Origin of the sequence: Streptomyces sp. NPDC093149 (genome assembly GCF_044754145.1) — a bacterium.
Lineage (GTDB): Bacteria > Actinomycetota > Actinomycetes > Streptomycetales > Streptomycetaceae > Streptomyces.
In genome coordinates, this window is sequence record NZ_JBIVON010000011.1 from 265,891 (window position 1) to 291,172 (window position 25,282).

Consider the following 25,282-nt stretch of genomic DNA (forward strand, 5'->3'; position numbering starts at 1 on the left):
GTACGTCTCGGCCGTACGTGTCGGTCGTACGTCTCGGCCGTACGTCTCGGCCGTACGTGTCGGTCGTTCCGGTCGGCCTCGGTCAGCCGGCGAAGTTCCAGGAGACGGTTCCGTTGCCGGTGACCAGGAGGGCCAGCACCACGAGGTCGGCGATGCCGAGGGCGAGCCCGAGGAAGGCACGACCGCGCCGGGAGGTGGAACGGGCGAGGGCGATGACCGCCATGACGACGGCTGCCGGGCCGAGCAGGATGTTCATCACCAGCAGACCGACGAGCCCGAGCACGAAGGAGGCGACGGCAAGCCCGTCGGCGTCCCGGGCACGGCCCGTGCGCCCGTCCGGCGGGGTTCCGGCACCGATCTCGGTGCCGGTGCTGACACCGATGCCGGTGTCGGTGCCGCCGATGGGCTTCCCGGCGGGGCGGCGGACGGATGCGGTGAGTGTCATGGTGCGAGCTCCTTCAATCGATGATCGGACGATCGGCGATCGGGCATTCGGCAGCCGCAAGGGAATGCGGGGGCATGAGGACAGGCGGTCACCGGGGCCCGCGCTGCGCACCTCGCCACTCCCGTACGGCGAAGATCAGCAACCAGCAGCCGATCACGGTGGCGAGCGCGAAGGTGAGCGGAAGCGGAATCTGGACCACCGCTCCGAGTACGACTCCGAGCAGGAGCAGGGCGGCGACGAGGAGGACCATGTTCAGCCTTTCTGCGGGCTCTCCACGAGCACTTGAGAGTACGACTGTTCACTGACCACTCAGTCTAGACCGCTCCCTCCTTCCCCGCCCCGGAGAACAGTTGTTTACTGAATGGCATGAGTCACACCGTCGGCATCCGCCGGACCCAGAAGCTGAGGACCCGCCAGGCACTCCTGGACGCCGCGCTCGGGCTCCTGGAGCACCAGAGCCTCAGCAGCCTGGGACTGCGCGAGGTGACCCGGGCCGCGGGACTCACGCCCACCGCCTTCTACCGGCACTTCGACGACACCGCCCGACTCGGCGTGGCACTCGTCGAGGAGACGCTGGGCAGCCTGCACGGGATGATCGGCGCGACACTCGCCGAGACCGGCGACACCGAGGAGCGGCTGGACCGCAGCGTGGAGCTGATCACACGTCATGTACGGGAGCAGCCTGCCCACTTCCGCTTCATCGCCCGTGAGCAGCACGGCGGCGTGGGCCCGGTCCGCGAGGCCATAGCGGCCCAACTGCGGGGCTTCGCCGAGGAGGTGGCCGCGGCGCTCGCCGAGGAGCCGCAGTCCCGGGGCTGGAGCGACGAGGACCTGCTGATGCTGGGGGGCCTGTACGTCGACCACATGGTGATCACGGCCTCGGCCCTGCTGGACGCGGGGCCGGGCGGCGAGCAGCGGGTGGCGGAGGTGGCCCGCCGTCGGCTGAGACTCGTCACCCTCGGCAGGCTGCACTGGCTGGACGACGCGGACATCTGAGGCCGCCGGAACCGGTCCGCAGGACCGACCGGGATGCGCACGCAATCCCAACCGCCCCGCGCGCGACCTCACCCGCCCTCCGCGCCCGGCCCGTGGCCCGCTTCTCCGTACAGCGCCACGACCGCCGCCGCGTGACGGGCGAGCACGGTCCGCGCCTCCGGCGGGGAGAGCACTTCGAGGTTCGGGCCGAAGGAGAGCAGGGAGCGGGCCCACTCCACCGAGTCGACGGCCAGCTCGGCCCGCGCCCACTCCCCCTCCCCCTCGGGCCGCGGCTCCCCGATCAGCGCCCCGGCGTGCAGGCGTGCGAACAGATCGAGCCGGGAACGGTGCACGCGCACCCGCAGCCGTACGCCGCCGGGCCGCTCCTCGACCTGCTTGCGCAACGCGTCCCACAGTTGCGCGAGCTCCACCCCGGGCCGGCGCACGACCGCGTCGTCGGTGAGGACGGCCCGTCGCACCCGGTCCGCCCTGAAGAGCTGCGGCACCCCGTCGCGGTCCGCGACCAGGTACCAGACGCCCGCCTTCACGACGAGGCCGTACGGATCGACGGTGTAGGCACGCGGGGTGCGCGTACCGCTGTGCCGGTAGTCCAGCCGCAACCGTCGGTCGGCGAACACGGCATCGTGCAGTTCGGCGACATCCACGACCGGTCGCGGGCCGCTCATCCAGCGCACCGGGTCGACCAGGATGCGTCTGCTGGTCAGTTCGGCGGCGGGCCGGTGCGGCTCGGGCAGGGCGGCCATCACCTTGCGCAGCGCGGACCCGAGCGCGGCGTCGAGGCCGAGGGCGGCATGGGCGCCCTGCGCGGCGAGGACGAACAGGGCGCGCGCCTCGTCGGCGGTGAGCCCGGTGACGTCCGTGCGGAACCCCGGCAGCAGCGCGATGCCGCCGTGCCGGCCCCGCTCGGCGTAGACGGGGACACCGGCGGCCGAGAGCGCCTCGATGTCGCGGTAGATGGTGCGCACGGAGACTTCGAGGCGCTCGGCGAGCTCACCGGCGGGCACGCGGCCGCGGGTCTGGAGCAGCAGGAGGATCGAGAGCAGCCGGTCGGATTTCACGCCACCAGCTTCCCCCGCGGCCGCGCTCGCCGGCGCGCCGCACCCGTACGGCTACGCGCGGGGCGCCCGCGCCAGTTGGCGGGACTGGGCCACCAGCCGGTCCGCGCTGTCCCAGACGTCCGCGTCCTCCTCCAGGTATCCGCCCGCCAGGTTGCGGGTGGTGATGGAGACGCGCAGCGGGCCGGGGGCGGGGCGGCAGCGGATGTGGGTGGTGAGTTCGACGGTCGGCGTCCAGCCCTTGAGGCCCAGCTCGAACGAGGTGGGGGGCAGCGCGTCGACGGTCAGCAGCAGCGAGAGCGGGTCGGCGTCCCGGCCGTCCGCGAGACCGAACCAGCCGCGCATCTCGCCCTTGCCGGAGGGGGCGCCGACGGCCCAGCCGACCGTCGCCGGGTCGAGCTTGATGTCGAGCCGCTCGGTGATGGCGGAGCTGCCGGGGATCGGGGCGGGACCGTCGGCCGGGCCGAGGCAGTGCGTCGGCGGCGGGATGGCCGGCGGCTTCGCCGAGGTGCGCACCTCGTCGGACAGCGCACCCAGATCACCGTAGGTGGCGATCACCCGGATGCGCTCGACCTCGGTGCCGTCCTGCGCGTACTGGAAGAGGGAGGCCTGGCCGGTGGAGAGGGTGCGGCCGGTGCGGACCGTCTGGGTGCGGATCACCGCGGGGCCGGGGACGGAGGCGGTGAGGTAGTGCGCGGAGACCGAGAAGGGGTCCGGGTGCGGCAGGGCCTCGCCCAGTGCGCGGCCGAGCATGGCGAGCAGGTAGCCGCCGTTGACCGCGTGGATGATCGTCCATCCGGCGGAGAGCTCGGCGTCGTAGACGCCTTCTTCTCGAAGGGTGACGGCGGTGTCGCGGTCGAACTCGCTGTCGCCGATGGTCGCCTGCGCGGTCCGCGCGGTCTGCTCTGCTGCGTGTGCCATGCGAGGCACCGTACACCGATATTATTACTGAGCGGTAGCTTTTTTGTGGCCGGAAGATGTCGGCGGCGCACGTCGTCGACCGGCCCGCGAGAACCGTGTCAGGTGGTCGCGGGCCCCTCCTCGGCCGTCGCCGACCGCCGGTTGTAGGCGCGCGGGGCCCGCCAGTGGAAGCGCATCGCGAGCAGCCGCAGCAGGAACGCCAGGATCACCGCGGTACCGCTGGTGAAGGCGTTGAGCACGCCGAAGCGGATGCACAGCACGATCATCGTGGCGCCGACGATCGCGGGCACCGCGTACAGGTCCCGGTCCCAGCGCAGCAGCGAGGGCACCTCGTTGGCCAGCACGTCGCGCAGCACACCGCCGCCGACCGCGGTGGCCAGCCCCAGGGCCGCCGACGCGGTGAGGCCGAGACCGTAGGCGTACGCCTTGACCGTGCCCGTGACGCAGAACAGCCCGAGACCGGCCGCGTCGAAGACGTTGACGCCGACCTGGATCCGTTCGACCTGCGGATGCAGGAAGAACACCAGGCCGGCGGCGAGGAGCGGGGTGGTGAAGTAGCCGAGGTCCGTGAAGGCCGCGGGCGGGACCGCACCGATGACGATGTCACGGAACAGCCCCCCGCCCAGCGCGGTCACCTCGGCGAGCACCGCGATGCCGAAGACATCGAAGTTCTTGCGTACGGCGAGCAGTGCGCCGGAGATCGCGAAGACGAAGATCCCGGCGATGTCGAGCGCATGCTGGACGGAGGGCGTGAACAGTTCATTGAGCACCGGGCAATTGTGCCGGTACTACTCCTTCGGACCGCCCTCCGGCGTATCGGACGATCCGGTGCCGCCGTCCGGGGCGGCTTCCCCGGCCTCCTCGGCCTCGGGCTCCCGCGCCGCGGCGGACTCCGGCTCCGCCGCCGTGACGGCCTCGGCCTCCTGCGCCCCGTCCGGCTCCGGCTGCCCCGTCGTGACGATCTCGATCGCCTCGCGCGCCGCCGCCGTCACCGTCTCACCGGGCACCTGGTCGGGCGCGTTCTCCGGGTGGTGGCAGGCCACCTGGTGTCCGGTCTTCAGCGCGACCAGCGGCGGCTCCTGCGTCTTGCAGACCTCCGTGGCCTTCCAGCACCGGGTGTGGAATCGGCAGCCGCTGGGCGGCGAGATCGGCGACGGCACGTCGCCCTTCAGCAGGATGCGCTCGCTCTTGGCCGAACGGCGCTTCGGGTCCGGAATCGGAACCGCCGAGAGCAGCGCCTTGGTGTACGGGTGCATCGGCGCCTTGTAGAGCGACTCGCGGTCGGCCAGCTCCACGATCTTGCCGAGGTACATCACCGCGATCCGGTCCGAGACGTGCCGGACGACCGACAGGTCATGGGCGATGATCACGTACGTGAGACCCAGCTCGGCCTGGAGGTCGTCGAGCAGGTTCACGACCTGGGCCTGGATGGAGACGTCCAGCGCCGAGACCGGCTCGTCCGCCACGACCAGCTTGGGGTTGAGCGCGAGCGCGCGGGCGATCCCGATGCGCTGGCGCTGGCCGCCGGAGAACTCGTGCGGATAGCGGTTGTAGTGCTCGGGGTTGAGGCCCACGACCTCCAGCAGCCGCTGCACCTCCTTCTTGACGCCGCCCTCGGGCGTGACGCCCTGCAGCTTGAAGGGGGCGCCCACGATCGTGCCGATCGTGTGCCGGGGGTTCAACGAGGAGTACGGGTCCTGGAAGATCATCTGCATGTCGCGGCGCATGGGGCGCATGGCACCGACGCCGAGGTGCGTGATGTCCCTCCCCTCGAACTCGATCTTCCCCGCGGTGGGTTCGAGCAGCCGGGTGATCAGCCGGCCCATCGTCGACTTTCCGCAGCCGGACTCCCCGACCACGCCCAGGGTCTCCCCCGAGCGCACCTCGAAGTCGATCCCGTCGACGGCCTTCACGGCACCGGCGTTGCGCTGCAGCATCCCCTTCTTGAGAGGGAAGTGCTTCTGCAGCCCGGTCACCTTGAGCAGCACCTCGTGGGAGGCGGCGTCCTCGGCCGGCGCACCGCTCCCGGCAGACCTCTGCGCCGGAACGTCCACGCCCTTGTCCTCGCTCGTCACGGCCTTGTCCTCGCTCACAGCTTGGGCGCAATCTCTTCGGTCCAGATACGCTCCCGCTGCTCCTGCGACATGTGGCAGGCCGCCCAGTGCCGGCTGCCGACCTCCTGCAGCTCGGGCCGAACGGTGCGGGTCACGTCGTCCTTGGGTACGTCCGCGTACGGACAGCGCGGGTTGAAGGCGCAGCCCGAAGGGATGTTGATGAGCGACGGCGGGGACCCCTTGACCGGGATGAGCCGGTCGGTCTGGTCGCGGTCGAGGCGCGGCATCGAGCCCAGCAGACCCCAGGTGTAGGGGTGCCGGGGCTCGTAGAACACCTTCTCGGCCGGTCCGCGCTCCACGCAGCGCCCGCCGTACATCACCAGGAGGTCGTCGGCGAGCTCCGCCACGACGCCCAGGTCGTGGGTGATGATGATGACCGCGGAGCCGAACTCCTTCTGCAGATCCCGGATCAGGTCGAGGATCTGCGCCTGGACGGTCACGTCCAGCGCGGTCGTCGGTTCGTCGGCGATCAGCAGCTCGGGGTTGTTGACCAGCGACATGGCGATCATCGCGCGCTGGCGCATCCCGCCGGAGAACTCGTGCGGGTAGCTGTCGACACGCTTGTCGGGCTGCGGGATGCCGACCCGGTCGAGCATCTCGATCGCACGCTTGCGTGCGGTCTTCTTGTCCACGTCGTGGTGGACCCGGTACGCCTCCACGATCTGCTTGCCGATCGTGTAGTACGGGTGCAGCGCGGAGAGCGGGTCCTGGAAGATCATGGCCATGTCCCGGCCGCGCAGCCTGCGCACCTCGTCCGGGTCCGCGGACAGCAGTTCCTTGCCGTCCAGCCAGATCTCGCCGGAGACCTGCGCCTTGCGCTTTCCGTACTGGCCCGTGGTGTGCAGGCCCATGATGCCCAGCGACGTGACGGACTTGCCGGAGCCGGACTCGCCGACGATGCCGAGGGTCTTGCCCTTCTCCAGCTGGAAGGTGAGCCCGTCGACGGACTTGACCAGGCCGTCGTCGGTCGGGAAGTGCACCTTGAGGTCGCGCACTTCGAGGAAGGCTGTGGGAGCGGGCGAGCCGGCCGGGGCGGGTTCGCCCAGCGCGGCACCACTCTTGTGCAGTTCGGTCATCCCAGCCTCACTCGCGGGTCGATGACGGCGTACAGAATGTCGACGACGAGGTTGGCGACGGCGATCGCGAGAGCCGCGAACAGGGTGACGCCGAGAATCACCGGCAGGTCCTTGTTGCTGATGGCCTGGACCGCCGCGAGCCCGAGCCCCGGCAGGTTGAACGTGGACTCGGTGAGGACGGCTCCACCGAGGAGAACGCCGATGTCGAGGCCGAAGACGGTGAGGATCGGGGTCATCGCCGAACGCAGGGCGTGCCGGGTGATGACGGTGCCCTCGCCCAGGCCCTTGGCGCGGGCGGTACGGATGTAGTCCTCGCCGAGCACTTCGAGCATGGTGGCTCTGGTGAGCCGGGCATACATCGCGGCGTTCAGGAAGGCGAGCACGATCCACGGCAGGACCAGTGTCTGGAACCAGGTGCCGATGCCGTCGTCCGTGGAGAGGTTGTCGGCGATGTGCACCCAGCCGAGGTTGTGCACGAACAGGCCCATCGCGACCATGCCGGTGAAGAAGATCGGCAGGGAGACGCCGCCGAGGGCGGTGGTCATCGCGGCACGGTCCCAGATGCTGCCGCGCCGCAGCGCGGACACGACACCGGTGGCGACCCCGCCGAGGAGCCACAGCACGCAGGCGCCGGCGGCGAGCGCGCCGGTGACGGGCAGGGCGTCCTTGAGGGTGGTCCAGACCGGCACCTCGGTGCGGAAGGAGTACCCGAAGCAGGGTGCGGCGCAGTGGGTGACGTCGTCACCGTTGGCGTAGTCGCGCCCCAGCGGGATGCCCTTGACGAAGTCCCAGAACTGGACGAGAAGGGGGTCGTCGAGACCCAGTTTGACCCGGATGCCTGCGAGCTGCTCGGCACCGGAAGCCTTGCCGGCGAAGAGGACTGCGACGTCCTGACCCGCCCACTTGGGCAGCATGAAGAAGATGGTGAAGGTCGCGAGCAGTACGACGAGCACCATGATGACTACGGCGAACAGGCGCCGGATGAGATAAGCAAGCACTGTGCGCGGCCCGGCGGTGGCCGGGAACCCCTTGTGAGGGCTCCCGGCCACCGCCCCGGCCATCACCTGCCCTTCGGACTGGCGGGTTTCGGCGGCGGTGGGGCAGTCAACGGGGTTGACTGCGAATGCTGTTGACTACAGCGGCTACTTGACGACGCCCAGCGAGACGTAGTCGTAACGGCCGTTGTAGGCGTCGGACATGTAGGCGTTGGTCAGCCGCTTGCCGCGCCAGGTGATGTTCTTCTCGTAGATGAAGGGCATCCAGTCGGCCTGGTCGAGGATCCGCTTGTCGAGCTGCTTGTAGATCTCGCCGGCCTTGTCCGCGTCGGTCTCCGCGATCGCGTCGTCGAAGAGCTTGTCGATCTGCGGGTCCTTGATCTGCGACTCGTTGTAGTTACCGGTCTCCGAGAGGAACCGGCTGTCCCACAGCGGCTGACCGAAGCCCTGGCCGGACGGGAAGTCCGGGCCCCAGCCGCTCATCGTCATGCCGTAGCCGCGCTTCTTCACGACGGACGGCGAACCGGTGATGCTGGAGGCCTCGGCGCCGTCGATCGGGTCGACCTCGATCTTGATGCCGACCTTGCCGAGCTGCGCCTGCAGCGCCTCGGCGACGTCGACCTCGCCCGGGTTGTTGTTACGGGCGGTGAGCTTGGTGGCGAAGCCGTTCGGCTGGCCGCACTGCTTCAGCTCGTCCTTGGCCTTGGCCTCGTCCGGCTTGCCCTTGCGGGCGAGGACACCGTACGGGTCGTAGTCGCTGTGGCCCTTGATGGAGGCCGGCAGGGTGCTGTTGGCGATCGCGCCACCGGCGATCTCGCCACCGCGGGTCTGCTGCAGGGCCGCGAAGTCCGTGGCGTAGAAGACGGCCTTGCGGCAGTGGACGTCGTCCAGCGGCTTCGCCGTGTGGACGAGCGCGACGTAGCGGACGAAGGACGTCTGCATGTTGTCGACGCTGTCCTTGTGGTCCTGGACGGCGGTGACGCGGCCGGACTGGGTCATGCCGGTGCCGTTGAGGTCGACGTCGTAGTCGCCCTCCATCAGCTTCTTGTCGTTCTCCTCCAGGTTGGCGGAGATCGTGACGGTGACCTTGTCCGGGAGCGCGGCGCGGACCGGGTCCGAAGCCTTGTCCCACTTGTCGTTGCGCACGAGGACGATGCTCTTGCCCGGCTTGTACGTCTCGAACTTGTACGGGCCCGAGGAGAACGGCCGCTGGGTGTACTTCGCCTTGGTGTCCTTCGACGCCTTCACCGGCGTGCCGGACGGCATGGCGAGGAACTGCTCGAAGTCACCGTTGGGCTTGGGCAGCTTGAAGACGATGGTGCTGTCGTCGGGCGTCTCGATCGCCTTCAGACCGAGCTTGTCCGGGGACGAGTCCTTGTAGGGGCCCTTGTACTCGCCCTTGGGGTCCAGCGTCTGCTTCAGGTACTGCGGGCCACCGGTGATGGTGTCCGTCGCCCAGATGCGCTCGATGCCGTACTTGACGTCCTTGGAGGTCAGCTTGGAGCCGTCCTCCCAGGTGAGGCCGTCCCGCAGCTTGTACGTGTAGGTCTTGCCGCCGTCCGTGATCTCACCGGGGCCGGTGGCGAGGTCGCCGACCAGCTTGGTGGACGCGGCGCCGGGCTTGGTGTCGTACGTGACCAGCTGGCGGGTGTAGAAGCGCATGAAGTCCCACGCCATGCCGTAGTAGGCACGCTGGGGGTCGGCGGAGTCGAGGTCCTGCTTGCCGACCATCTTCAGCGTTCCACCCTTTTTGGTGGACGGGTTGGCGACCTTGTTGAACGCCGCGTTGAAGCCGGCGCCCTTCGCCTTGCTGTCGCCGCTGCCGCCGTCGTCGCCACCGCCGCACGCCGTGGTGGTCATCAGCGCCGCGACCACGAGGGCCGCACCAGCGGTGAGCCGTCGTTTCGAGGTAACTGTGGACATTATTCTCGCAACCTCCGAGATCGCGGTCCCAGGCCGTTGCTTGCCGGAGAACCATGGGAAGAGCCACCTGACAGTGCGGCAGGGGCAAGTCGTGGGCTATCGGGTCCCCTTGGGATCCAGGGCGTCGCGCAGCCCGTCCCCGAAGAGGTTGAAGGCCAGTACGGTGATGAAGATCGTCACACCGGGGAAGACCATGAACATCGGGTCGTGCTCGTACGTCTCCAGGGCGTCCCGCAGCATTCCGCCCCAGGAGGCCGTGGGCGGCCGCACACCGGCACCGAGGAAGCTGAGGGCCGCTTCGGTGAGGATGTTGGTGGGGATCATCAGCGTCGCGTAGACGGTGATCGGCGCCACCAGGTTCGGCAGCAGTTCGCGGAAGAGGATGTGGCCGCGCCCGCCGCCCAGGCTGCGCGCCGCTTCCACGTATTCGCGCTCACGCAGCGAAAGCGTCTGTCCCCGGACGATGCGACCCACGTACGGCCAGCCGAAGAACCCGATGACGGCGACGAGTACGGCGATGCGCACCCCGCTGCCGGTGAGGCCGAGCAGGTCGTCGGGGAGGACGGAGACGAGGGAGATGATGAAGAGGAGCTGCGGGAAGGAGAGCAGCACGTCCATGATCCGGCTGATCACCGCGTCGATCCAGCCGCCGAAGTAGCCGGCGACGATCCCGAAGAGCGTGCCGAGGGCCACCGCGACCAGGGCCGCCAGAAAGGCCACGAGGAGCGAGATCCGGGCGCCGTAGACGATCCGGCTGAAGATGTCGCGCCCCTTGTTCGGCTCGACGCCGAAGAGGAAGTCGCTGCTGACGCCGCCGAGGCTCCCCTGGGGGAGGTTGGTCAGCGGGTCGAGCTTCTCCTGGTGGAAGTCGTTCGGCGGATGGCCCAGCAGGCCCACGATCAGCGGCGCCAGGATGGCCACCACGATCAGGACGAGGACAACGATGCCACCCGTCAGAGCGACCTTGTCCTGCTTGAGGCGGTTCCAGGCGATCTGCTTGAGGGAACGCCCCTCGACCTTCTTCGTCCCGGAGTCGACTGCGGGACCGCCGGTCGCGATCGAGTCCGCTTCCGTGGTCGGCTCGTGCAGTGGTGCCGTCATCGTGGCAAGGACCCCTCTCAACCGGCGGTGGCCGGGCCGAACTGGCCGCTGTGGCGGCGCGATCAGTCAGTCGTACGCAGAGGCGGCAAGACGCCCTTGCTGCGGGAGTCTTCATTGCCGTCGTGACAGGTAGCCATAGCGTCAGGCGAATGGATGCCTAACCGTGATGCGGTCAGGGGTGTTCCGTTATCCGGACGGATGTGAACGCCCCTCGAACACGGGCCAGTTGAGGCGGAAGAGGGGCACGCACGCAGATTCGCACCGCTTTCACCACCAGACGTCCCCAGCGCGGAAATCCCGGACATGCAGGGCGAGATGCACCGGGAAGCCGTGAACACGCACCCGCATTTCGGGAGTTGGACCTCTATGGGTATGTCCCGGGAATCAGGAACGTACACCTGCATTCCGGGCACACCGGGCTCACGCGGTCACGTCACGGGAGCTCGGCGCCTTCGGGGGCATCCACGGGCGCCTGGAACTTCCGGACGCCCGGAACCCCGGTCCGCGTCCACGCGCACCGGGAACGGCCGGTGTGTCACGGACACCGGGTACGGCCGACCGCGCGCCCCTGCCGGCGGTACGCGCGGCTTCGACGGCGCGCGCTCAGTACGCGCCCTGCGGCGGCGGATAGCCGTAGCCCGCCACCGGGGCCACCGGGGCATGGGCCTCGCGGTCGTAGAACGGACGGGCGTTGGCGCGCAGCCACATCGCGACCGGGTCGTACTCGTCGGACATCGCGACGGTGGAGACGGGCAGCCCGTCCGGGACCGCGCCGATCGACTGCTGCATCATCGCGCGCACCGCGTCGACCGAGGTCTGGCTCGTGTCGTAGAGGTCGAGGCCGATGGCGAGATAGGGGACGCCGAGGGCGGGCTGCACCCAGGCGCGGCGCAGCGAGCGGATCGCGGGGGTGTGGTGGGCGTTCTGCGCGAGCAGCGCGTAGAACTGCGGGATCTCGATGGCCGGCTCGGTGAGCCGGAGGGGGCCCGCGGGCATCCGGTCGAGGCCAGTGGCGATCCGGCGCAGATCCAGCCAGGGGATGCCGACTCCGCCGCCCGGGGCGTGCGGGTTGAGCCAGATGCCCCAGCGGTCGGGGAAGAGGGCACGGGCGATGTCGCGCCCGCCGACCAGTTCATGGGCCCGGTTCCAGCCACTGGCCGAGAGCTCCTGGGCGGAGGTCACACAGGGGGCGTAGCCGAGACCGTCGATCTCCATGTTTCCGTACTGGGCGTCGGGCGAGCCCGCCTGGCCGTGCCAGAGGAGCATCCAGATCCGGCCGTTCACCAGGGCCTGCAGCAGCGCCTCGTACGCGTCGTAGCGTCCCGGCGTCACTTGGCGCAGCATGTGCTCGACCTGCCCGGCCGCCGCGGTGCCTGACGCACTCACCTGGTCCCGCCCCCTCTTCGATCCACTGTGTCGGCCCGCCGCTCCCGGGGCACACGGGTGCGGCATGATGCCGAGGCACCAGCCATCAAACCAGCTTATGCGTCGGTCCTGACACCGACTTGACGCGATGGACCGACGCGGCAAGCGGCTCCGGAGCGCGCGGCGTGCTACCGGGTCTCGCGCCGGTAGAACGGCCGGACCTTCTCCCGCATCCAGTCGCCGACCGGGTCCTGCGCCACGTCGAGCAGGACCAGGTTGACCGGCCAGGGCACCTCGACCCGGCCCAGCGCACGGCCGAGGGCGTCCATCGGGGCGTTGCCTCCGGCACCCTCCCAGGCGGAGAACTCGACCCCTATGAAGAGGACGGGCTCGCCGCCCTCGATGCTGGCCAGCGTCCGGCGGGCGGTGAGCACGACGCCGCTCTCCTCGAATTCGCCGGCCGCCGCGGCGAGGAAGTCGACGGGCTCCTCCTGCCAGGACGGTTCGTACAGCCGGACCCGGCCGCCGCCGGCCGGCCCGTCCAGCGGGGTGCGTCCGGCGCGGCAGAGCTCGGCCACGGCGGGCGGCGGCAGTGGCATCCCGACGGCGCCGCCCGGATTCACCGCGATGCCGAGCTGCGGGGGCAGGCCGCGTGCGAAGTCGCGGGCGGGTGCGACGGTGAAGGACATATGGGTGCCGACACAGGCGTGGAACTGCTGTTCGGAGCTGAACACGGGAACGTACGCGGCGCCGTCGATCTCCAGCGTCGGCAGGTCCAGGTCCGGGGAGTCGGGTCCGCCGCCATTGGGCAGGGGCACCCAGACCTGGTTGCGCCCGAGCACCTCGACGAGCCGTCCGCCCGCCTCCGGGTTGCCCACCGAGGCCATCAGCACCTCTTCGAGCTCATTGGCCGGCCATCCGCTCTGCGGATGGGACTGGACCTGCGCCGGAATGTCCACTGCTTCCCCTTCTTGCCCGAGCCTTCCCGCAGAAGATTAACGTCCGGCCGCCCGCCTCTTCGGTGCCGTGGTGAACATGATCCGGCCCAGCGCCCCCGCCGCCTCGCGGTCCAGCAGCACCGCCGAGGCGCAGCCGGGCGGCAGCAGGCCGCTCTCGGCGCCCCGCAGCAGCTTCCCCACCGCCCTGCGGTGCCGGGCGAACGCGTATCCGGAGACACCCCGCCCGCGCTCCCGCTGGCCCTCCTTCGCCGTCTGCGGTGTGACGTCGAGCAGGACGAGATGGAGGACGCGGCCCCGGCGCCGGGCGTCACGGGCCAGCCAGCCGCGCACCCACGCCTGGGTCCCACAGTCGTGGACGACCACGGACTCGCCGGAGCGCAGCGCCCGCCACAGTCCCCGGTAGTGGGCGGCGCGGACCAGCGGACGATAGACGGCGTACGGGAGTAAGCGGGGCATCAGCCGGGCCCAGCGGTCCCGGGTGTCCTGGGAGTCGATGGCGCGGGCCGTCGACACCGTCCGCCGGATGAGCGTCGATTTGCCGCTGCCGGGCAGTCCGGAGACCACCACCACGTCGCCCGCCGCGAAGTGCAGGCTGCGCGGGCCGCGCCCGGCCCGCGCCCGCAGGTCGCGTACGACGGGCGTGCGCGGGCCGAGCGTCTCGTCGGCCGGGATCCCCGGCTGTGCGGGCATCGCGTCGTGCGCGACTCCCGCGGTTGTCGCGTACCGCTGCAACGTCATCGCCCTCCCCCTGTCGGGTCACCCGCGTATGCTTCTGAAGTGTAAAGAAAAGGTAATGCGACACAACCGTCCACGCCGTTGATTCCGAGGGGGGACCGGGGCCCCACTCCGGCGCAATGCGTGCGATGATGACCCGGCCAACTGCATAAAGGCCGCTTGAATCCGCGCGGGAGAGTTCCGGTCACTGCATGTGCCGGGCGCCGAAGGAGCAAGTTCCTCCCTTGAATCTCTCAGGCCCCGTACCGCGTGGATGAGGCAGATCTGAAAAGCGGGCCGCTCCGCGGCTCCACCCAAGGTGCAAGCCGAACCCCTCAGGGGGCTCTCGGCGAACCTCTCAGGTTCCGATGACAGATGGGGAGGGATTGTCCTCGTCGTCATGCCCCGGGAGTCACATCCATGAGCACCGCCCCCCGTCTCACCGCCCTCGATGCCCTGCACCGTTCGCTGGGCGCGACCATGACCGACTTCGCGGGCTGGGACATGCCCCTGCGGTACGCCAGCGAGCGCGACGAGCACAACGCGGTGCGCACCCGGGCCGGTCTCTTCGACCTGTCCCACATGGGCGAGATCACCGTCACCGGCCCCGAGGCCGCGGCCTTCCTCGACTTCGCACTGGTCGGCAACATCGGCACCGTCGCCGTGGGCCGCGCCCGCTACACCATGATCTGCGCCGAGGACGGCGGCATCCTGGACGACCTGATCGTCTACCGCCTCGGTGACGACGAGTACATGGTCGTCGCCAACGCCGGGAACGCCCAGATCGTGCTGGACGCGCTGACCGCGCGGGCCGACGGCTTCGACACCGCGGTGCGCGACGACCGCGACGCGTACGCGCTGCTCGCCGTCCAGGGCCCGGAGTCCCCCGCCATCCTGGCCTCGGTCACCGATGCCGACCTGGACGGGCTGAAGTACTACGCGGGTCTGCCCGGCACGGTCGCCGGTGTGCCCGCGCTGATCGCCCGCACCGGCTACACCGGCGAGGACGGCTTCGAGCTGTTCGTCGCCCCCGAGCACGCCGAGCAGCTGTGGAAGGCCCTCACCGAGGCCGGCGCCTCCCACGGCCTGATCCCGTGCGGGCTCTCCTGCCGCGACACGCTGCGCCTGGAGGCGGGCATGCCGCTCTACGGGCACGAGCTGACCACCGAGCTGACCCCCTTCGACGCCGGCCTCGGCCGGGTCGTGAAGTTCGAGAAGGAGGGCGACTTCGTCGGCCGCGAGGCCCTGACGGCCGCCGCCGAGCGCGCCGAGACCGCCCCGCCCCGCAAGCTGGTCGGGCTGATCGCCGAGGGCCGCCGGGTGCCGCGCGCCGGTTTTTCCGTGGTCGCCGGCGGCGAGATCATCGGCGAGGTCACCTCGGGCGCTCCGTCGCCCACCCTGGGCAAGCCGATCGCCATCGCGTACGTGGACGCCGCGCACGCCACGCCCGGCACCACGGGCGTCGGGGTGGACATCCGGGGCAGCCACGAGCCGTACGAAGTCGTGGCGCTGCCTTTCTACAAGCGTCAGAAGTGACGTCCGCGCACCTCAGAAGTGACGCATTCCCGTCTCACACCGTAAGACCACCGTTCATCAGCACTCCCACGCGTACAGGAGAATTCAGGTCATGAGCAACCCCCAGCAGCTGCGTTACAGCAAGGAGCACGAGTGGCTGTCGGCCGTCGAGGACGGTGTGGCGACGATCGGCATCACCGAGTTCGCCGCCAACGCGCTCGGCGATGTCGTCTACGCCCAGCTCCCCGAGGTCGGTGACACGGTGACCGCGGGCGAGACCTGCGGCGAGCTGGAGTCGACCAAGTCGGTGAGCGACCTGTACTCCCCGGTGACCGGCGAGGTCACCGAGGCGAACCAGGACGTCGTGGACGACCCGTCGCTGGTGAACTCCGCTCCCTTCGAAGGCGGCTGGCTGTTCAAGGTACGCGTCGCGGAGGAGCCGGAGGACCTGCTCTCCGCCGACGAGTACACCGAGTTCTCCGGCAACTAAAGACCCCAAGGGACCACCTGATGTCGCTTCTCAACTCCTCCCTCCATGAGCTGGACCCGGACGTCGCCGCCGCTGTCGACGCCGAGCTCCACCGTCAGCAGTCCACCCTCGAGATGATCGCCTCGGAGAACTTCGCTCCGGTCGCGGTCATGGAGGCCCAGGGCTCCGTCCTCACCAACAAGTACGCCGAGGGCTACCCCGGCCGCCGCTACTACGGCGGCTGCGAGCACGTCGACGTCGTCGAGCAGATCGCCATCGACCGCATCAAGGCGCTGTTCGGCGCCGAGGCCGCCAACGTCCAGCCGCACTCCGGTGCGCAGGCCAACGCCGCCGCGATGTTCGCGCTGCTGAAGCCGGGCGACACGATCATGGGCCTGAACCTGGCCCACGGCGGTCACCTGACGCACGGCATGAAGATCAACTTCTCCGGCAAGCTCTACAACGTGGTCCCGTACCACGTCGACGAGACCGGCGTCGTGGACATGGCCGAGGTCGAGCGTCTGGCCAAGGAGTCCAAGCCGAAGCTGATCGTCGCCGGCTGGTCCGCGTACCCCCGTCAGCTGGACTTCGCCGCCTTCCGCCGCATCGCGGACGAGGTCGGCGCGTACCTGATGGTCGACATGGCGCACTTCGCCGGCCTGGTGGCCGCGGGTCTGCACCCCAACCCGGTGCCGCACGCCCACGTCGTCACGACCACCACGCACAAGACCCTCGGCGGTCCGCGCGGCGGCGTCATCCTGTCGACGCAGGAGCTCGCCAAGAAGATCAACTCGGCGGTCTTCCCGGGCCAGCAGGGCGGTCCGCTGGAGCACGTGATCGCGGCCAAGGCAGTCTCGTTCAAGGTCGCGGCGACCGAGGAGTTCAAGGAGCGCCAGCAGCGCACCCTGGACGGCGCCCGCATCCTCGCCGAGCGGCTGATCCAGCCGGACGTCACCGAGGTCGGTGTCTCCGTGCTGTCCGGCGGTACGGACGTCCACCTGGTCCTCGTCGACCTGCGCAACTCCGAGCTGGACGGCCAGCAGGCCGAGGACCGGCTGCACGAGCTGGGCATCACGGTCAACCGGAACGCCATCCCGAACGACCCGCGGCCGCCGATGGTCACCTCGGGTCTGCGGATCGGTACGCCGGCCCTGGCCACCCGCGGTTTCCAGGCCGAGGACTTCACCGAGGTCGCCGAGATCATCGCCTCCGCGCTCAAGCCGTCCTACGACGCGGACAGCCTGAAGGCCCGTGTCGTCGCGCTGGCCGAGAAATTCCCGCTGTACCCCGGTCTGAAGTAGTCCGGGACGCGGCTCGTCCCGAGTAATACGGGACACAGTTCATCACCTTTCGGGCGGGGCACCACGCACACTGGTCAGTGGGCGCGGTGCCCCATCCCTTGTCCCCGCTGCTCTTCGGGCCGACCGGCCCGTACCGCACCACCCGGCAGACAACGGCGTCTACCAACCCCTTAGGAGTCACCCGTGGCCATCTCGGTCTTCGACCTGTTCTCGATCGGCATCGGCCCGTCCAGCTCCCATACGGTCGGCCCGATGCGCGCCGCCCGCATGTTCGCGCGCCGGCTGAAGAACGAGGGCCTGATCGCCCACACCGTCTCGATACGGGCCGAGCTGTACGGCTCCCTCGGCGCGACCGGCCACGGCCACGGCACGCCCAAGGCCGTCCTGCTCGGCCTGGAGGGCGAGTCGCCCCGCACCGTCGACGTGGAATCCGCCGACGACCGTGTGGAGCGGATACGCACCACCGGCCGGATCAACCTGCTCGGCATGCACGAGATCGACTTCGACGCCGACGAGCAGCTGGTCCTGCACCGCCGCAAGGCCCTGCCGTACCACGCCAACGGCATGACGATCTTCGCCTTCGACCGGGACGGCTCGACGCTGCTGGAGAAGACGTACTACTCGGTCGGCGGCGGCTTCGTGGTCGACGAGGACGCGGTGGGCGAGGACCGGATCGTTCTCGACGACACCGTGCTGAAGTACCCCTTCCGCACCGGCGACGAACTGCTGCGGCTCTCCAAGGACACCGGCCTGTCCATCTCCTCGCTGATGCTGGAGAACGAGAAGGCCTGGCGCACCGAGAACGAGATCCGCTCGGGGCTGCTGGACATCTGGCACGTCATGCAGGCCTGCGTCGCGCGCGGCATGTCCCGCGAGGGCATCCTGCCCGGCGGTCTCAAGGTCCGCCGCCGTGCCGCGACCACAGCGCGTCAGCTGCGCGCCGAGGGCGATCCGCAGACCCACGCGATGGAGTGGATCACCCTCTACGCGATGGCGGTCAACGAGGAGAACGCGGCAGGCGGACGCGTCGTCACCGCACCCACCAACGGCGCCGCGGGCATCATCCCGGCCGTGCTGCACTACTACATGAACTTCGCGGCCGGCGGTGCCACCGAGGCGGAGAAGGAGGACGGCGTCGTCCGCTTCCTCCTGGCCGCCGGAGCCATCGGCATGCTCTTCAAGGAGAACGCCTCCATCTCCGGTGCCGAGGTCGGCTGCCAGGGCGAGGTCGGCTCCGCCTGCTCCATGGCCGCGGGCGCCCTCGCCGAGGTCCTCGGCGGCACACCCGAGCAGGTGGAGAACGCCGCCGAGATCGGCATGGAACACAATCTCGGCCTGACCTGCGACCCGGTCGGCGGTCTCGTCCAGATCCCGTGCATCGAGCGCAACGGCATGGCCGCGGTCAAGGCCGTCACGGCGGCGAAGATGGCACTGCGCGGCGACGGCAGCCACAAGGTCTCCCTGGACAAGGTCATCAAGACCATGAAGGAGACGGGCGCGGACATGAGCGTGAAGTACAAGGAGACGGCGCGGGGCGGGCTCGCGGTGAACATCATCGAGTGCTGACCGACAGCATCGAATGCCCGGTCGGCCGCCGAAGAACGGAACCGGGGCCGGTGACCCGGCCCCGGTTCCTTCCGGGCATCGGTGGCCCTCGTGCCCGGTCTCGGACGGCGTCGAGCTCGACCTCCTCGTAGGCCCGCTGCCACCAGGTGGCGACGTCGTCCCTGAAGGCGGCCGGGTCCTGGCCGCGGAGCCCGTCCCTGATCTTCATCATTGACCGGCCCGGAGCTCACCGGCCTCCATCCACTTGCCGGGCTCGGGGAGCCGGAACTCGTGGTCGTCGGTCGCGGTGAGCTTCACCGTGGCACCGGGCTTGCCGTCGTCATCGGCCGCGGCCTTCGGTACCAGACGTTCGGTCGGTGGCGTCCGGTCACAGGTAGAGCTGTCGTTCGCAGGCGCGGCAGTGGGTCCTGCCGTCGCGCTCCTCGGTCTGCCAGTGCTCGCACGCCTCGGACTTGGGCCGGGTCTCGTTCCTGACCTCGGCCTTCTTCCTGGTCTCCGTCCCGGCAAGGACGTCCCTGCCGTGCGACTGGACGCGCACCATGTGGTCGAGTTCCGCGACACACGGGCCACACGCGTACAGGTCGGCCGTCGCGCCGGGCGCGTGCACGGAGCCGATCCACAGCACGCGCACGCCGTCACGGCGGCAGTACAGCCAGCAGTCGCCCGTCACCCACGCGTTGCCGTCGTCCGTCCGCGCGGCGAGCGGCCACGCATCGCGCCACGGACGTTCGACCGCCGGGGCGAAGCTCACCCCGCGCCTCCGCCCGCCCGCACCGGCTCAGCCGGCTCACTCGACCCGGCCGTCGGGCGCATGACCGCGTAGTCGCGGAAGTGCCGGTGGTAGCGCCGGTGCCGGGTCTCCTGCGTGTGCCTGCGCTGCCACTCCTCGACCGGTGCCGGATGGCTGTACGTGCCGGACCGTGCGCCGCACTCGGTCTCGTCACCGGACACGCAGCGGACCTCGTACTCCGGCTCCGCCGTCGCGTCCTGCTCGATGGTGAACGGTACGTAGCGGAACACCCGCCGGGTCACCGCGCCGCTCCCTGCTCGATGACCGCCGCCAGCGCACGGGCCACGGGCGCGGAGCAGTCGCCGAGGGTCACCAGCCCGTACCCGGCACCGTCGGCGCGCGACACGGGACGGACGTCCAGCGCAGGAAGCTGGATGCCTGCCCGCCGAAGCGCCGCACCGAGTGCGTCGCGCGCCTCCTCGGCTTCGTCGATCTTCCGCACCGCTCGCCGTTGTGTCGTCATGGGGTTCCGTTCCGTTCGCCCGACATCGGTGTGAGATGTGGGGGCTTGGACTACTGTGCGTGTTCCGGGCATTACGAGAATGGACCCGGAACAGGGAACGAACACCACCGGCGGGCTGTACTTCCCAGCCGTACGACGGTAGTTCCACACCTTCCACGGAGGAGCACGTCATGCCGCCGAGACGGGTGGTCACGGACCGCAGCCGGCAACCACGTCAACGGTTCGCCGAGGAGCTGCGGTTGCTCCGCGCGCGGAACGGCGACAGCCTGCGCAAGCTGGGCGAAGTCCTCGGCTGGGACTGGTCGTTGTTCGGCAAGATGGAGAGCGGGGAGACCCTCGGCGGTCCGGAGGTCGTGCAGGCGCTCGACCAGCATTACGGGACGCCTGGCCTCCTGCTCACTCTGTGGGAGCTGGCGGTCGGCGATCCCACCCAGTTCCGCGAGCAGTACCGCCGGTACATGACCTTGGAGGCCGAGGCGGTGAGCTTGTGGCAGTACTCCGTGAGCGCCCCGCCGGGCCTGCTCCAGACGAGCGGGTACGCGCGCGAGGCACTTGCGGCGGGCGGCACCAGGGGCGAAGAGCTGAACCAGCAGGTCGAAGCACGCATAGGGCGACGGAAACTGCTGGAGGGTGACGACGCACCGCCGTTCCGCGTCATCCTCTCCGAGGCCGTGCTGCGTACGCGGCTGTGCGACACCCAGGCGTGGCGGGAGCAGGTGGAGTATCTGGCCGAGGCGTCGAACAGCCCCAACATCACCCTCCACGTACTGCCGTTCCACGCCGGTCCGCACGGCCTGATGAGCACCGACGCGATGTTCCTGCGACTGCCGGACGGTCGTACGGTGGCCTACACCGAGAACGACGTACGGGGTGAACTGATCGAGGAATCAAGCAGGGTTGAGCGTGTGCAGCGCAGATATGATGCGGCGCGTGACCTGGCGCTGCCCCCGGTCGAGTCGCGGAAGTTCATCATGCGAATGTTGGAGGAAGCACCGTGCGAGCCATCGACCTGAGCAACGTGACATGGCGCAAGAGCAGCTACAGCAACACGGACGGCGGCGACTGCATCGAGGTCTCCGACGACTTCCTGAGCGCCGCCACCTGGCGCAAGTCCAGCTACAGCAACACGGACGGCGGCAACTGCATCGAGGTGGCCGACGGCTTCCCCGCCGTCGTGCCCGTACGTGACAGCAAGAACCCGGGCGGCCCCGCGCTCATCTTCGAGTCGGTCGCCTGGTCGTCGTTCGTGACCGCCGCCAAGGGCGGGGAGTTCACCGTCTGAGCCACGCGACAGCATGCGCACGACCGGCCCTCGCCGAGCGGCGTGGGCCGTTGTCGTACCGGAGCGTTGGCGTTCCTCAACTCGGCTACTACGTCGAGTGATTGACACTCCATCATGATGGTTTCGGCGTAACCTGACGGACCCGCGAGCCGGTCCGCGCGGGGTTCGCGGTCTGCGGGTGAGTGGAACCTCCGGCAGCGGGCAGTGTGGGGGATGTCCACGATCCGGGAGGGGCCCGATGAGGCGTACAGAAGTGGCCAGACAGCTGGGCGGATTCGTACGGGAGCACCGCACCGACGGCGCGAAACGCCTGCGGCAGGCGGGCATCTGGCTGGTGGTCGGAGCGGCGGGCACAGCCATCGGGCTGCCGGTGGCGATCGCGTCGGTGGGCACCGTTCACGGGGCTCCGAAGCTGGCGGGGCTGCTGCTCGGGGTCGGCCTGGTGGGATGGGGGCTGGGGATCTGGCGCCTGGTACAGGCGTTCCGTACCCGGGAACAGTCCTTCGACATCCATGAGCGGGGGTTCACCCACCGCGTGGCGGGCGACGCCACCGTCATCCCCTGGGAGGACGTGGCGCTGGTGAGCGCTTCCGGCGGCGACGGCCGTGCGCTCGCCGATGCTCGCGGCATGGGCTCCACGTGCGAGATCCGGTTGCACAGCGGACGCCGGATCCGCGTGGACGCCTTCACCGAGGACATGCGGGAGCTGGCCACGGTGGTCCACCGCGCGGTTCATCTCGGAGAGTTCCCCCAGGGGCGGGGCCGGGGCCGCTGACCGGCCCCGCCGGAGGCCCACGCGGCGAGGAATGTCGCTGCGAGGCCAAGCGCACCTGATAGCCTCGGCAAGGGGCATTTCATTTCACTCCCTGTTTTGTTTTCTCTGCGCCTTTCCCCCTTATGCTTTTCCCTCCTCCCCCTCCCCCTTTTTCTCCGCCGATCCGGGACGTGAGCGATGTCCGAGAACCCGAGTATCTGGGAAGTGCGGCTGGGTATCTACGCCACTCAGCAGCAGGCCGAAGAGGTCGAGGAACGCATCGCCAAGCTGCTGTGCCCGGACCCGGACCACGCACCGCCGTGCCCCATTCCGTGGTCCGCGTCCGTTCGCCACGTGTCGGGACAGCCAGGGGAGGACGACTCCTACGCGGAGCTGATCGAACAAGCGGAGGCGGAGAAGCACCTCCGCCCGTAGCCGCCCGTAGCTGCCCGAACGACCCCAGGCGGCTCCGGGCAGCCCTCCGGAGTCGTCCCGTGCACTCGTGACGCGTCGGCTCACGGAACGGAATGGACGATGACCTCTGAACAGTTGACTCCCGAGGTACGCGACTGGCTCATCACAAACGGCTGGTCCCCGGGCCGCGACATCGGGGAGCGTGCAGACGAGCTCATTCGAGTGCGGGTACAGGACGCCCGGCGACAAGGATTCACCCTGACTCCGGCACCCGCCGCGGTGCACGTCATCCACACATTCGGCCTGCTGCACCTGCCCCATCCCACGACGCAGCACATCTCCTGGATCATGGAACCGACCCTCGGATACGAGGGCGATGCGCGAGTCATCCAAGAACTGGCATTCGGACTGGGCACAGAACTCTTCCCTATTGGTTATGAGTCTTCCGAGTATGGAATTCTTTTGATCGACGAGAGGGAACGCTTCTTCCACCTCCATCACACAGGCGGGTACTATTTGGGAGAAAACGCGGCGGACGCTTTCTCCCGATTCCTGATCGGCGCACCCGATCCTGACGCGGAGGATTTCTTTGCCTGAGCAGTTCCCTGCCGTGGCCTCCTGCCCGCTGATCGGCGGCCGGGGCGACGCAGCTCACGCCTCTCCGGCAGAGACGCGACGCCCCGTCCTGACCTGTGACAGGTCAGGACGGCGGACGAATCGGGCCATACGCCGGGCCTCTGACTCGACAGAGCCTCTGCAAAGTGGAACTACGTCTGCTTCGGTGATGGATCATCCGATGTGTGCGAGGGATGGGGAACGGGCGCGGAGATGCCCCGTGATGCCGCCGTCCGAGCGTGCTCGGGGTAGCTTGACCCGTCATGGTTGATCTTCATGCCCTGCCCTCTGCCCCGCTCACCGTGGCGACCGGCCAGGCGGCCTGCGTCGCGCTGGATGTCGCAGCCAACGCCGACACCGCCGCCGACTTGGTCCGCCGTGCCGGCGACCAGGGCGCCGATCTGCTGGTTCTGCCCGAGCTCTTCCTCACTGGCTACGAGCTGCCGGGAATCGTGGCGGACCCGGCGACCTGCACGCTGAGCCCCACGGACTCCCGGCTGGACCTACTGGCCGCCGCCTGCGCCGAGACCCGCACCGCCGTCGTGGCCGGGGCACCCACGCGCGACGCCGAGACCGGGGAACTGCGCATCTCCGCTCTGGTCCTGGGGCGTGACGGGCACTTCGCCGCCCAGTACGACAAGCAGCACGTCACTCCGAGCGAGCGCGCCTTCGGCTTCGGCGCGGGCGTTCGCGGTTGCACCATCACTTTGGACGGCTGGCGTCTCGGGCTCGGGATCTGTTGGGACTCCGGCTATCCCGAGCATGCCAGGGCCGCAGCCCTCGATGGCTGTCACGTGTACTTGGTCGGCGCAATGTTCGGCCGGGGCAACGGTGAACGTCAGCGTGCAATCATCTTTCCTGCGCGAGCTCTGGACAACACCAGCTATGTCCTGCTTGCCAATCACAGCGGGCCCAGCGGCCCGTTCCACGGCTGCGGCGGCAGTGCCGTCTGGAATCCGGACGGAACTCTGCTCACCGATGCCGCCACCGCCCAACCCGGCCTGGCCGTCGCCGGTCTCCTTCCGGGGGTCCTGGCGCGAGCCCGGGCGGAAGAGCCGGTCCTGGTCGACCCCTCGCTCAGCGCCCCGGTCCGCTCCCGCAGCGGTGTCCGGCTGTGAGACAGGCGCGGTGATCCGAGATCATGCGGGTGTCTACGCCGTGTGATCACCCTGGAAGGCCGTGCCTGCCGCAGCGGCATCCTTGATCGCGCCCGCCCTTTCTGACCTGCACTCAACCACCGTCGCGCAGAATGACTGCCCGGCAGGAGGCCCCCGAGGACCTGGCCGCACTGCGCGACCGGGTCGAGACCCCCGTGGCACGGTGAACGGGCCGAACCGCACTGCGGATACTGCGCGCACGTCTGAACTCGGCTGTGTCACAGCCTGTCCACAGCTTTGAGGTTCTCGATTGCTTCGGCTCCCTGGGAGTTGATAGGGATGGGGGGCACATTTGTTTGCTCGGGTTCGGCAGGGGGACTGGATGAAGTTCGACATGGGGGCCCAGGTTCTGACGACTCTGTCGTCGAAGTCGCGTGGGTCGAGTGATGATCTGGGCACGTTGATTCGTCAGTTGGTGCAGGCGGCGGCTCCGTTGGAGGGGAAGTTCCACGGTGCGGGGCGTGTGGCCTTCGATTCGTTCAAGAGTCGTTCGGACGAGATCACGGCTGCGTTGAACGGTTCGCTGTCGGCTCTCCTGGGTGGTCAGTCGGGGATGGAGCAGGCGTTCGGTTCGGGTGACCAGGAGCAGGGTGACAACGCGCGGCAGCAGATGTCGGCGGCGAATTTCGATGCGGCGCGCTTCGGCGGCCGTTGATCACGGGGGGTTGGGTTTCTGATGGCTGGTGACGGTGACCGTCGTGCGTACGACACGGGCGCGTCGGCTGATGCGCAGGGCAACATCCAGGTCGTGATCGCGCGGCTGGAGGAAGTGATCGCCGCGCGGGACGCGCAGGTGAAGGCGGCGATGGCGGACTTCGCGGCCGATGGTGTCGCGGATGAGTACCACGGCAAGGAACTGCGGTGGAACCGCTCCTCGCAGGAGGTCAAGAACATCATCCAGCTGCTGAAGACGACGCTGGAGAAGAACGACGGCACGGCGCAGCACACGATCACACGCGCGAAGGCCGCGGTCGACAACATCGGCTGAGTTGTTCCTGGTAGACGTTCGGTTGGTTCGGCAGGCAGTTCACGGGGGTGTACTGGTGACTGGGTGGGATCTGAAGCCGCAGGGTATTTCGGGTGTGCTGAAGACGACGGGTGAGGTCGCGTCGAAGTTGCAGACGTATGCGACGTCGTACGGGGATCATCTGTCGTCGGCGGCGTCGAGTGCGGGCACGATCACCGCCGAGGGCGGCAGTGACGGTGGCGGTGGTGGTGGCAAGGACGGTGAGAAGGCCGTGGGTGGTCTTGTCGCGCTGGCCCTGTCGCAGTTCGCGGAGCACACGACACCG

30 protein-coding genes and 1 riboswitch are annotated in these 25,282 nt (G+C 69.3%); of the genes, 14 read left to right on the forward strand and 16 right to left on the reverse strand.

Going from position 1 to position 25,282, the window contains the following annotated elements:
* Nucleotides 1-82: 82 nt before the first annotated feature.
* The gene (locus ACIQCZ_RS30085; RefSeq protein ID WP_402286644.1) at nt 83-445 is read right to left on the reverse strand and encodes a DUF4190 domain-containing protein; all 363 of its coding nucleotides are present in this window, start codon (nt 443-445) and stop codon (nt 83-85) included.
* 88 nt (nt 446-533) lie between these two features.
* On the reverse strand, nt 534-695 hold the full coding sequence (locus ACIQCZ_RS30090) for a hypothetical protein (protein WP_402286646.1): 162 nt from the start codon (nt 693-695) through the stop codon (nt 534-536).
* A gap of 116 nt (nt 696-811) precedes the next feature.
* On the opposite strand from ACIQCZ_RS30090, the gene ACIQCZ_RS30095 reads away from it, so the two are divergent.
* Nucleotides 812-1,441, forward strand: a complete 630-nt coding sequence (locus ACIQCZ_RS30095) for a TetR family transcriptional regulator (RefSeq protein WP_402286648.1) — start codon at nt 812-814, stop codon at nt 1,439-1,441.
* A 68-nt stretch (nt 1,442-1,509) separates the two neighbouring features.
* Here ACIQCZ_RS30095 and ACIQCZ_RS30100 read toward each other — a convergent pair whose 3' ends face one another.
* The 11 genes from ACIQCZ_RS30100 to ACIQCZ_RS30150 form a co-directional block, all read right to left on the reverse strand.
* On the reverse strand, nt 1,510-2,499 hold the full coding sequence (locus ACIQCZ_RS30100; RefSeq protein WP_402286650.1) for a helix-turn-helix transcriptional regulator: 990 nt from the start codon (nt 2,497-2,499) through the stop codon (nt 1,510-1,512).
* 51 nt (nt 2,500-2,550) lie between these two features.
* A complete protein-coding gene (locus ACIQCZ_RS30105) occupies nt 2,551-3,417 on the reverse strand; it encodes a thioesterase family protein (protein WP_402286651.1) in 867 nt (288 codons plus the stop codon).
* Nucleotides 3,418-3,515: 98 nt separating this feature from the next.
* A complete protein-coding gene (locus tag ACIQCZ_RS30110; RefSeq protein ID WP_402286652.1) occupies nt 3,516-4,187 on the reverse strand; it encodes a trimeric intracellular cation channel family protein in 672 nt (223 codons plus the stop codon).
* A gap of 18 nt (nt 4,188-4,205) precedes the next feature.
* On the reverse strand, nt 4,206-5,471 hold the full coding sequence (locus tag ACIQCZ_RS30115) for an ABC transporter ATP-binding protein (RefSeq protein WP_402286727.1): 1,266 nt from the start codon (nt 5,469-5,471) through the stop codon (nt 4,206-4,208).
* Between the two features lie 35 nt (nt 5,472-5,506).
* Entirely contained in the window at nt 5,507-6,607 is a 1,101-nt protein-coding gene (locus tag ACIQCZ_RS30120; RefSeq protein WP_402286654.1) for an ABC transporter ATP-binding protein, read from the reverse strand.
* Nucleotides 6,604-7,605, reverse strand: a complete 1,002-nt coding sequence (locus ACIQCZ_RS30125; protein ID WP_376217076.1) for an ABC transporter permease — start codon at nt 7,603-7,605, stop codon at nt 6,604-6,606. Before ACIQCZ_RS30125 ends, ACIQCZ_RS30120 begins: the two co-directional genes overlap by 4 nt.
* A 144-nt stretch (nt 7,606-7,749) precedes the next feature.
* Nucleotides 7,750-9,525, reverse strand: a complete 1,776-nt coding sequence (locus ACIQCZ_RS30130) for an ABC transporter substrate-binding protein (RefSeq protein WP_402286657.1) — start codon at nt 9,523-9,525, stop codon at nt 7,750-7,752.
* Between the two features lie 96 nt (nt 9,526-9,621).
* A complete protein-coding gene (locus ACIQCZ_RS30135; RefSeq protein WP_402286659.1) occupies nt 9,622-10,626 on the reverse strand; it encodes an ABC transporter permease in 1,005 nt (334 codons plus the stop codon).
* Nucleotides 10,627-11,229: 603 nt separating this feature from the next.
* Nucleotides 11,230-12,012 (reverse strand): enhanced serine sensitivity protein SseB C-terminal domain-containing protein, encoded by a 783-nt coding sequence (locus ACIQCZ_RS30140; RefSeq protein WP_402286661.1) that lies wholly within the window; start codon nt 12,010-12,012, stop codon nt 11,230-11,232.
* Between the two features lie 167 nt (nt 12,013-12,179).
* On the reverse strand, nt 12,180-12,950 hold the full coding sequence (locus ACIQCZ_RS30145) for an enhanced serine sensitivity protein SseB (protein ID WP_402286663.1): 771 nt from the start codon (nt 12,948-12,950) through the stop codon (nt 12,180-12,182).
* 36 nt (nt 12,951-12,986) lie between these two features.
* Nucleotides 12,987-13,688 carry an AAA family ATPase gene (locus ACIQCZ_RS30150; RefSeq protein ID WP_402286665.1) on the reverse strand — a complete coding sequence of 234 codons (702 nt, stop codon included), beginning with the start codon at nt 13,686-13,688 and terminating at the stop codon, nt 12,987-12,989.
* 157 nt (nt 13,689-13,845) lie between these two features.
* A riboswitch (glycine riboswitch) is annotated at nt 13,846-13,943 on the forward strand.
* 141 nt (nt 13,944-14,084) lie between these two features.
* On the opposite strand from ACIQCZ_RS30150, the gene gcvT reads away from it, so the two are divergent.
* The 4 genes from gcvT to ACIQCZ_RS30170 all read left to right on the forward strand — a co-directional run bounded on the left by gcvT (nt 14,085) and on the right by ACIQCZ_RS30170 (nt 18,515).
* Nucleotides 14,085-15,200: a glycine cleavage system aminomethyltransferase GcvT gene (gcvT, locus tag ACIQCZ_RS30155; protein WP_402286667.1), complete on the forward strand. Its 1,116-nt coding sequence runs from the start codon at nt 14,085-14,087 to the stop codon at nt 15,198-15,200.
* Nucleotides 15,201-15,291: 91 nt separating this feature from the next.
* The gene (gene gcvH / locus ACIQCZ_RS30160) at nt 15,292-15,669 is read left to right on the forward strand and encodes a glycine cleavage system protein GcvH (RefSeq protein WP_376221987.1); all 378 of its coding nucleotides are present in this window, start codon (nt 15,292-15,294) and stop codon (nt 15,667-15,669) included.
* A 20-nt stretch (nt 15,670-15,689) separates the two neighbouring features.
* Nucleotides 15,690-16,949: a serine hydroxymethyltransferase gene (glyA, locus tag ACIQCZ_RS30165; protein ID WP_402286670.1), complete on the forward strand. Its 1,260-nt coding sequence runs from the start codon at nt 15,690-15,692 to the stop codon at nt 16,947-16,949.
* Between the two features lie 183 nt (nt 16,950-17,132).
* Nucleotides 17,133-18,515, forward strand: a complete 1,383-nt coding sequence (locus ACIQCZ_RS30170; protein ID WP_351074618.1) for an L-serine ammonia-lyase — start codon at nt 17,133-17,135, stop codon at nt 18,513-18,515.
* A gap of 367 nt (nt 18,516-18,882) precedes the next feature.
* Here ACIQCZ_RS30170 and ACIQCZ_RS30175 read toward each other — a convergent pair whose 3' ends face one another.
* From ACIQCZ_RS30175 to ACIQCZ_RS30185, 3 genes are read right to left on the reverse strand one after another with little or no spacing between them, the layout of a single operon-like run.
* Nucleotides 18,883-19,266: a hypothetical protein gene (locus ACIQCZ_RS30175; RefSeq protein WP_402286672.1), complete on the reverse strand. Its 384-nt coding sequence runs from the start codon at nt 19,264-19,266 to the stop codon at nt 18,883-18,885.
* Nucleotides 19,263-19,547 carry a hypothetical protein gene (locus ACIQCZ_RS30180; protein WP_402286675.1) on the reverse strand — a complete coding sequence of 95 codons (285 nt, stop codon included), beginning with the start codon at nt 19,545-19,547 and terminating at the stop codon, nt 19,263-19,265. Before ACIQCZ_RS30180 ends, ACIQCZ_RS30175 begins: the two co-directional genes overlap by 4 nt.
* Nucleotides 19,544-19,768, reverse strand: coding sequence for a hypothetical protein (locus tag ACIQCZ_RS30185; protein WP_402286677.1), 225 nt, complete (start codon nt 19,766-19,768; stop codon nt 19,544-19,546). The genes ACIQCZ_RS30180 and ACIQCZ_RS30185 overlap by 4 nt, the downstream gene beginning before the upstream one ends.
* 170 nt (nt 19,769-19,938) lie before the next feature.
* Here ACIQCZ_RS30185 and ACIQCZ_RS30190 point away from each other — a divergent pair, with 170 nt between their 5' ends.
* The 9 genes from ACIQCZ_RS30190 to ACIQCZ_RS30230 all read left to right on the forward strand — a co-directional run.
* The gene (locus ACIQCZ_RS30190; protein WP_402286679.1) at nt 19,939-20,781 is read left to right on the forward strand and encodes a helix-turn-helix domain-containing protein; all 843 of its coding nucleotides are present in this window, start codon (nt 19,939-19,941) and stop codon (nt 20,779-20,781) included.
* The gene (locus tag ACIQCZ_RS30195) at nt 20,763-21,050 is read left to right on the forward strand and encodes a DUF397 domain-containing protein (protein ID WP_402286681.1); all 288 of its coding nucleotides are present in this window, start codon (nt 20,763-20,765) and stop codon (nt 21,048-21,050) included. Before ACIQCZ_RS30190 ends, ACIQCZ_RS30195 begins: the two co-directional genes overlap by 19 nt.
* A 238-nt stretch (nt 21,051-21,288) precedes the next feature.
* A complete protein-coding gene (locus ACIQCZ_RS30200) occupies nt 21,289-21,825 on the forward strand; it encodes a hypothetical protein (RefSeq protein WP_402286683.1) in 537 nt (178 codons plus the stop codon).
* Nucleotides 21,826-22,002: 177 nt separating this feature from the next.
* Complete coding sequence (locus ACIQCZ_RS30205) at nt 22,003-22,239, forward strand: hypothetical protein (protein WP_402286685.1); 237 nt, start codon at nt 22,003-22,005, stop codon at nt 22,237-22,239.
* A gap of 99 nt (nt 22,240-22,338) precedes the next feature.
* Complete coding sequence (locus ACIQCZ_RS30210) at nt 22,339-22,815, forward strand: SUKH-3 domain-containing protein (protein ID WP_402286688.1); 477 nt, start codon at nt 22,339-22,341, stop codon at nt 22,813-22,815.
* A 281-nt stretch (nt 22,816-23,096) separates the two neighbouring features.
* Complete coding sequence (locus tag ACIQCZ_RS30215; protein WP_402286690.1) at nt 23,097-23,951, forward strand: carbon-nitrogen hydrolase family protein; 855 nt, start codon at nt 23,097-23,099, stop codon at nt 23,949-23,951.
* 361 nt (nt 23,952-24,312) lie between these two features.
* Nucleotides 24,313-24,645: a hypothetical protein gene (locus tag ACIQCZ_RS30220; protein ID WP_376222001.1), complete on the forward strand. Its 333-nt coding sequence runs from the start codon at nt 24,313-24,315 to the stop codon at nt 24,643-24,645.
* A gap of 21 nt (nt 24,646-24,666) precedes the next feature.
* Nucleotides 24,667-24,978, forward strand: coding sequence for a pore-forming ESAT-6 family protein (locus tag ACIQCZ_RS30225; protein ID WP_376222002.1), 312 nt, complete (start codon nt 24,667-24,669; stop codon nt 24,976-24,978).
* Nucleotides 24,979-25,033: 55 nt separating this feature from the next.
* Nucleotides 25,034-25,282, forward strand: a 249-nt coding sequence (locus ACIQCZ_RS30230; RefSeq protein ID WP_402286694.1) for a DUF6507 family protein, incomplete at its 3' end; no start/stop codon positions are given.

Bases quoted from the DNA above. Each gene is read 5' to 3' on its own strand.
- ACIQCZ_RS30085 (WP_402286644.1), bottom strand. From the start codon at position 445: ATGACACTCACCGCATCCGTCCGCCGCCCCGCCGGGAAGCCCATCGGC.
- ACIQCZ_RS30090 (WP_402286646.1), bottom strand. From the start codon at position 695: ATGGTCCTCCTCGTCGCCGCCCTGCTCCTGCTCGGAGTCGTACTCGGA.
- ACIQCZ_RS30095 (WP_402286648.1), top strand. From the start codon at position 812: ATGAGTCACACCGTCGGCATCCGCCGGACCCAGAAGCTGAGGACCCGC.
- ACIQCZ_RS30105 (WP_402286651.1), bottom strand. From the start codon at position 3,417: ATGGCACACGCAGCAGAGCAGACCGCGCGGACCGCGCAGGCGACCATC.
- ACIQCZ_RS30120 (WP_402286654.1), bottom strand. From the start codon at position 6,607: ATGACCGAACTGCACAAGAGTGGTGCCGCGCTGGGCGAACCCGCCCCG.
- ACIQCZ_RS30130 (WP_402286657.1), bottom strand. From the start codon at position 9,525: ATGTCCACAGTTACCTCGAAACGACGGCTCACCGCTGGTGCGGCCCTC.
- ACIQCZ_RS30135 (WP_402286659.1), bottom strand. From the start codon at position 10,626: ATGACGGCACCACTGCACGAGCCGACCACGGAAGCGGACTCGATCGCG.
- ACIQCZ_RS30150 (WP_402286665.1), bottom strand. From the start codon at position 13,688: ATGACGTTGCAGCGGTACGCGACAACCGCGGGAGTCGCGCACGACGCG.
- gcvT (WP_402286667.1), top strand. From the start codon at position 14,085: ATGAGCACCGCCCCCCGTCTCACCGCCCTCGATGCCCTGCACCGTTCG.
- gcvH (WP_376221987.1), top strand. From the start codon at position 15,292: ATGAGCAACCCCCAGCAGCTGCGTTACAGCAAGGAGCACGAGTGGCTG.
- glyA (WP_402286670.1), top strand. From the start codon at position 15,690: ATGTCGCTTCTCAACTCCTCCCTCCATGAGCTGGACCCGGACGTCGCC.
- ACIQCZ_RS30185 (WP_402286677.1), bottom strand. From the start codon at position 19,768: ATGACGACACAACGGCGAGCGGTGCGGAAGATCGACGAAGCCGAGGAG.
- ACIQCZ_RS30190 (WP_402286679.1), top strand. From the start codon at position 19,939: ATGCCGCCGAGACGGGTGGTCACGGACCGCAGCCGGCAACCACGTCAA.
- ACIQCZ_RS30200 (WP_402286683.1), top strand. From the start codon at position 21,289: ATGAGGCGTACAGAAGTGGCCAGACAGCTGGGCGGATTCGTACGGGAG.
- ACIQCZ_RS30205 (WP_402286685.1), top strand. From the start codon at position 22,003: ATGTCCGAGAACCCGAGTATCTGGGAAGTGCGGCTGGGTATCTACGCC.
- ACIQCZ_RS30210 (WP_402286688.1), top strand. From the start codon at position 22,339: ATGACCTCTGAACAGTTGACTCCCGAGGTACGCGACTGGCTCATCACA.
- ACIQCZ_RS30215 (WP_402286690.1), top strand. From the start codon at position 23,097: ATGGTTGATCTTCATGCCCTGCCCTCTGCCCCGCTCACCGTGGCGACC.
- ACIQCZ_RS30220 (WP_376222001.1), top strand. From the start codon at position 24,313: ATGAAGTTCGACATGGGGGCCCAGGTTCTGACGACTCTGTCGTCGAAG.
- ACIQCZ_RS30225 (WP_376222002.1), top strand. From the start codon at position 24,667: ATGGCTGGTGACGGTGACCGTCGTGCGTACGACACGGGCGCGTCGGCT.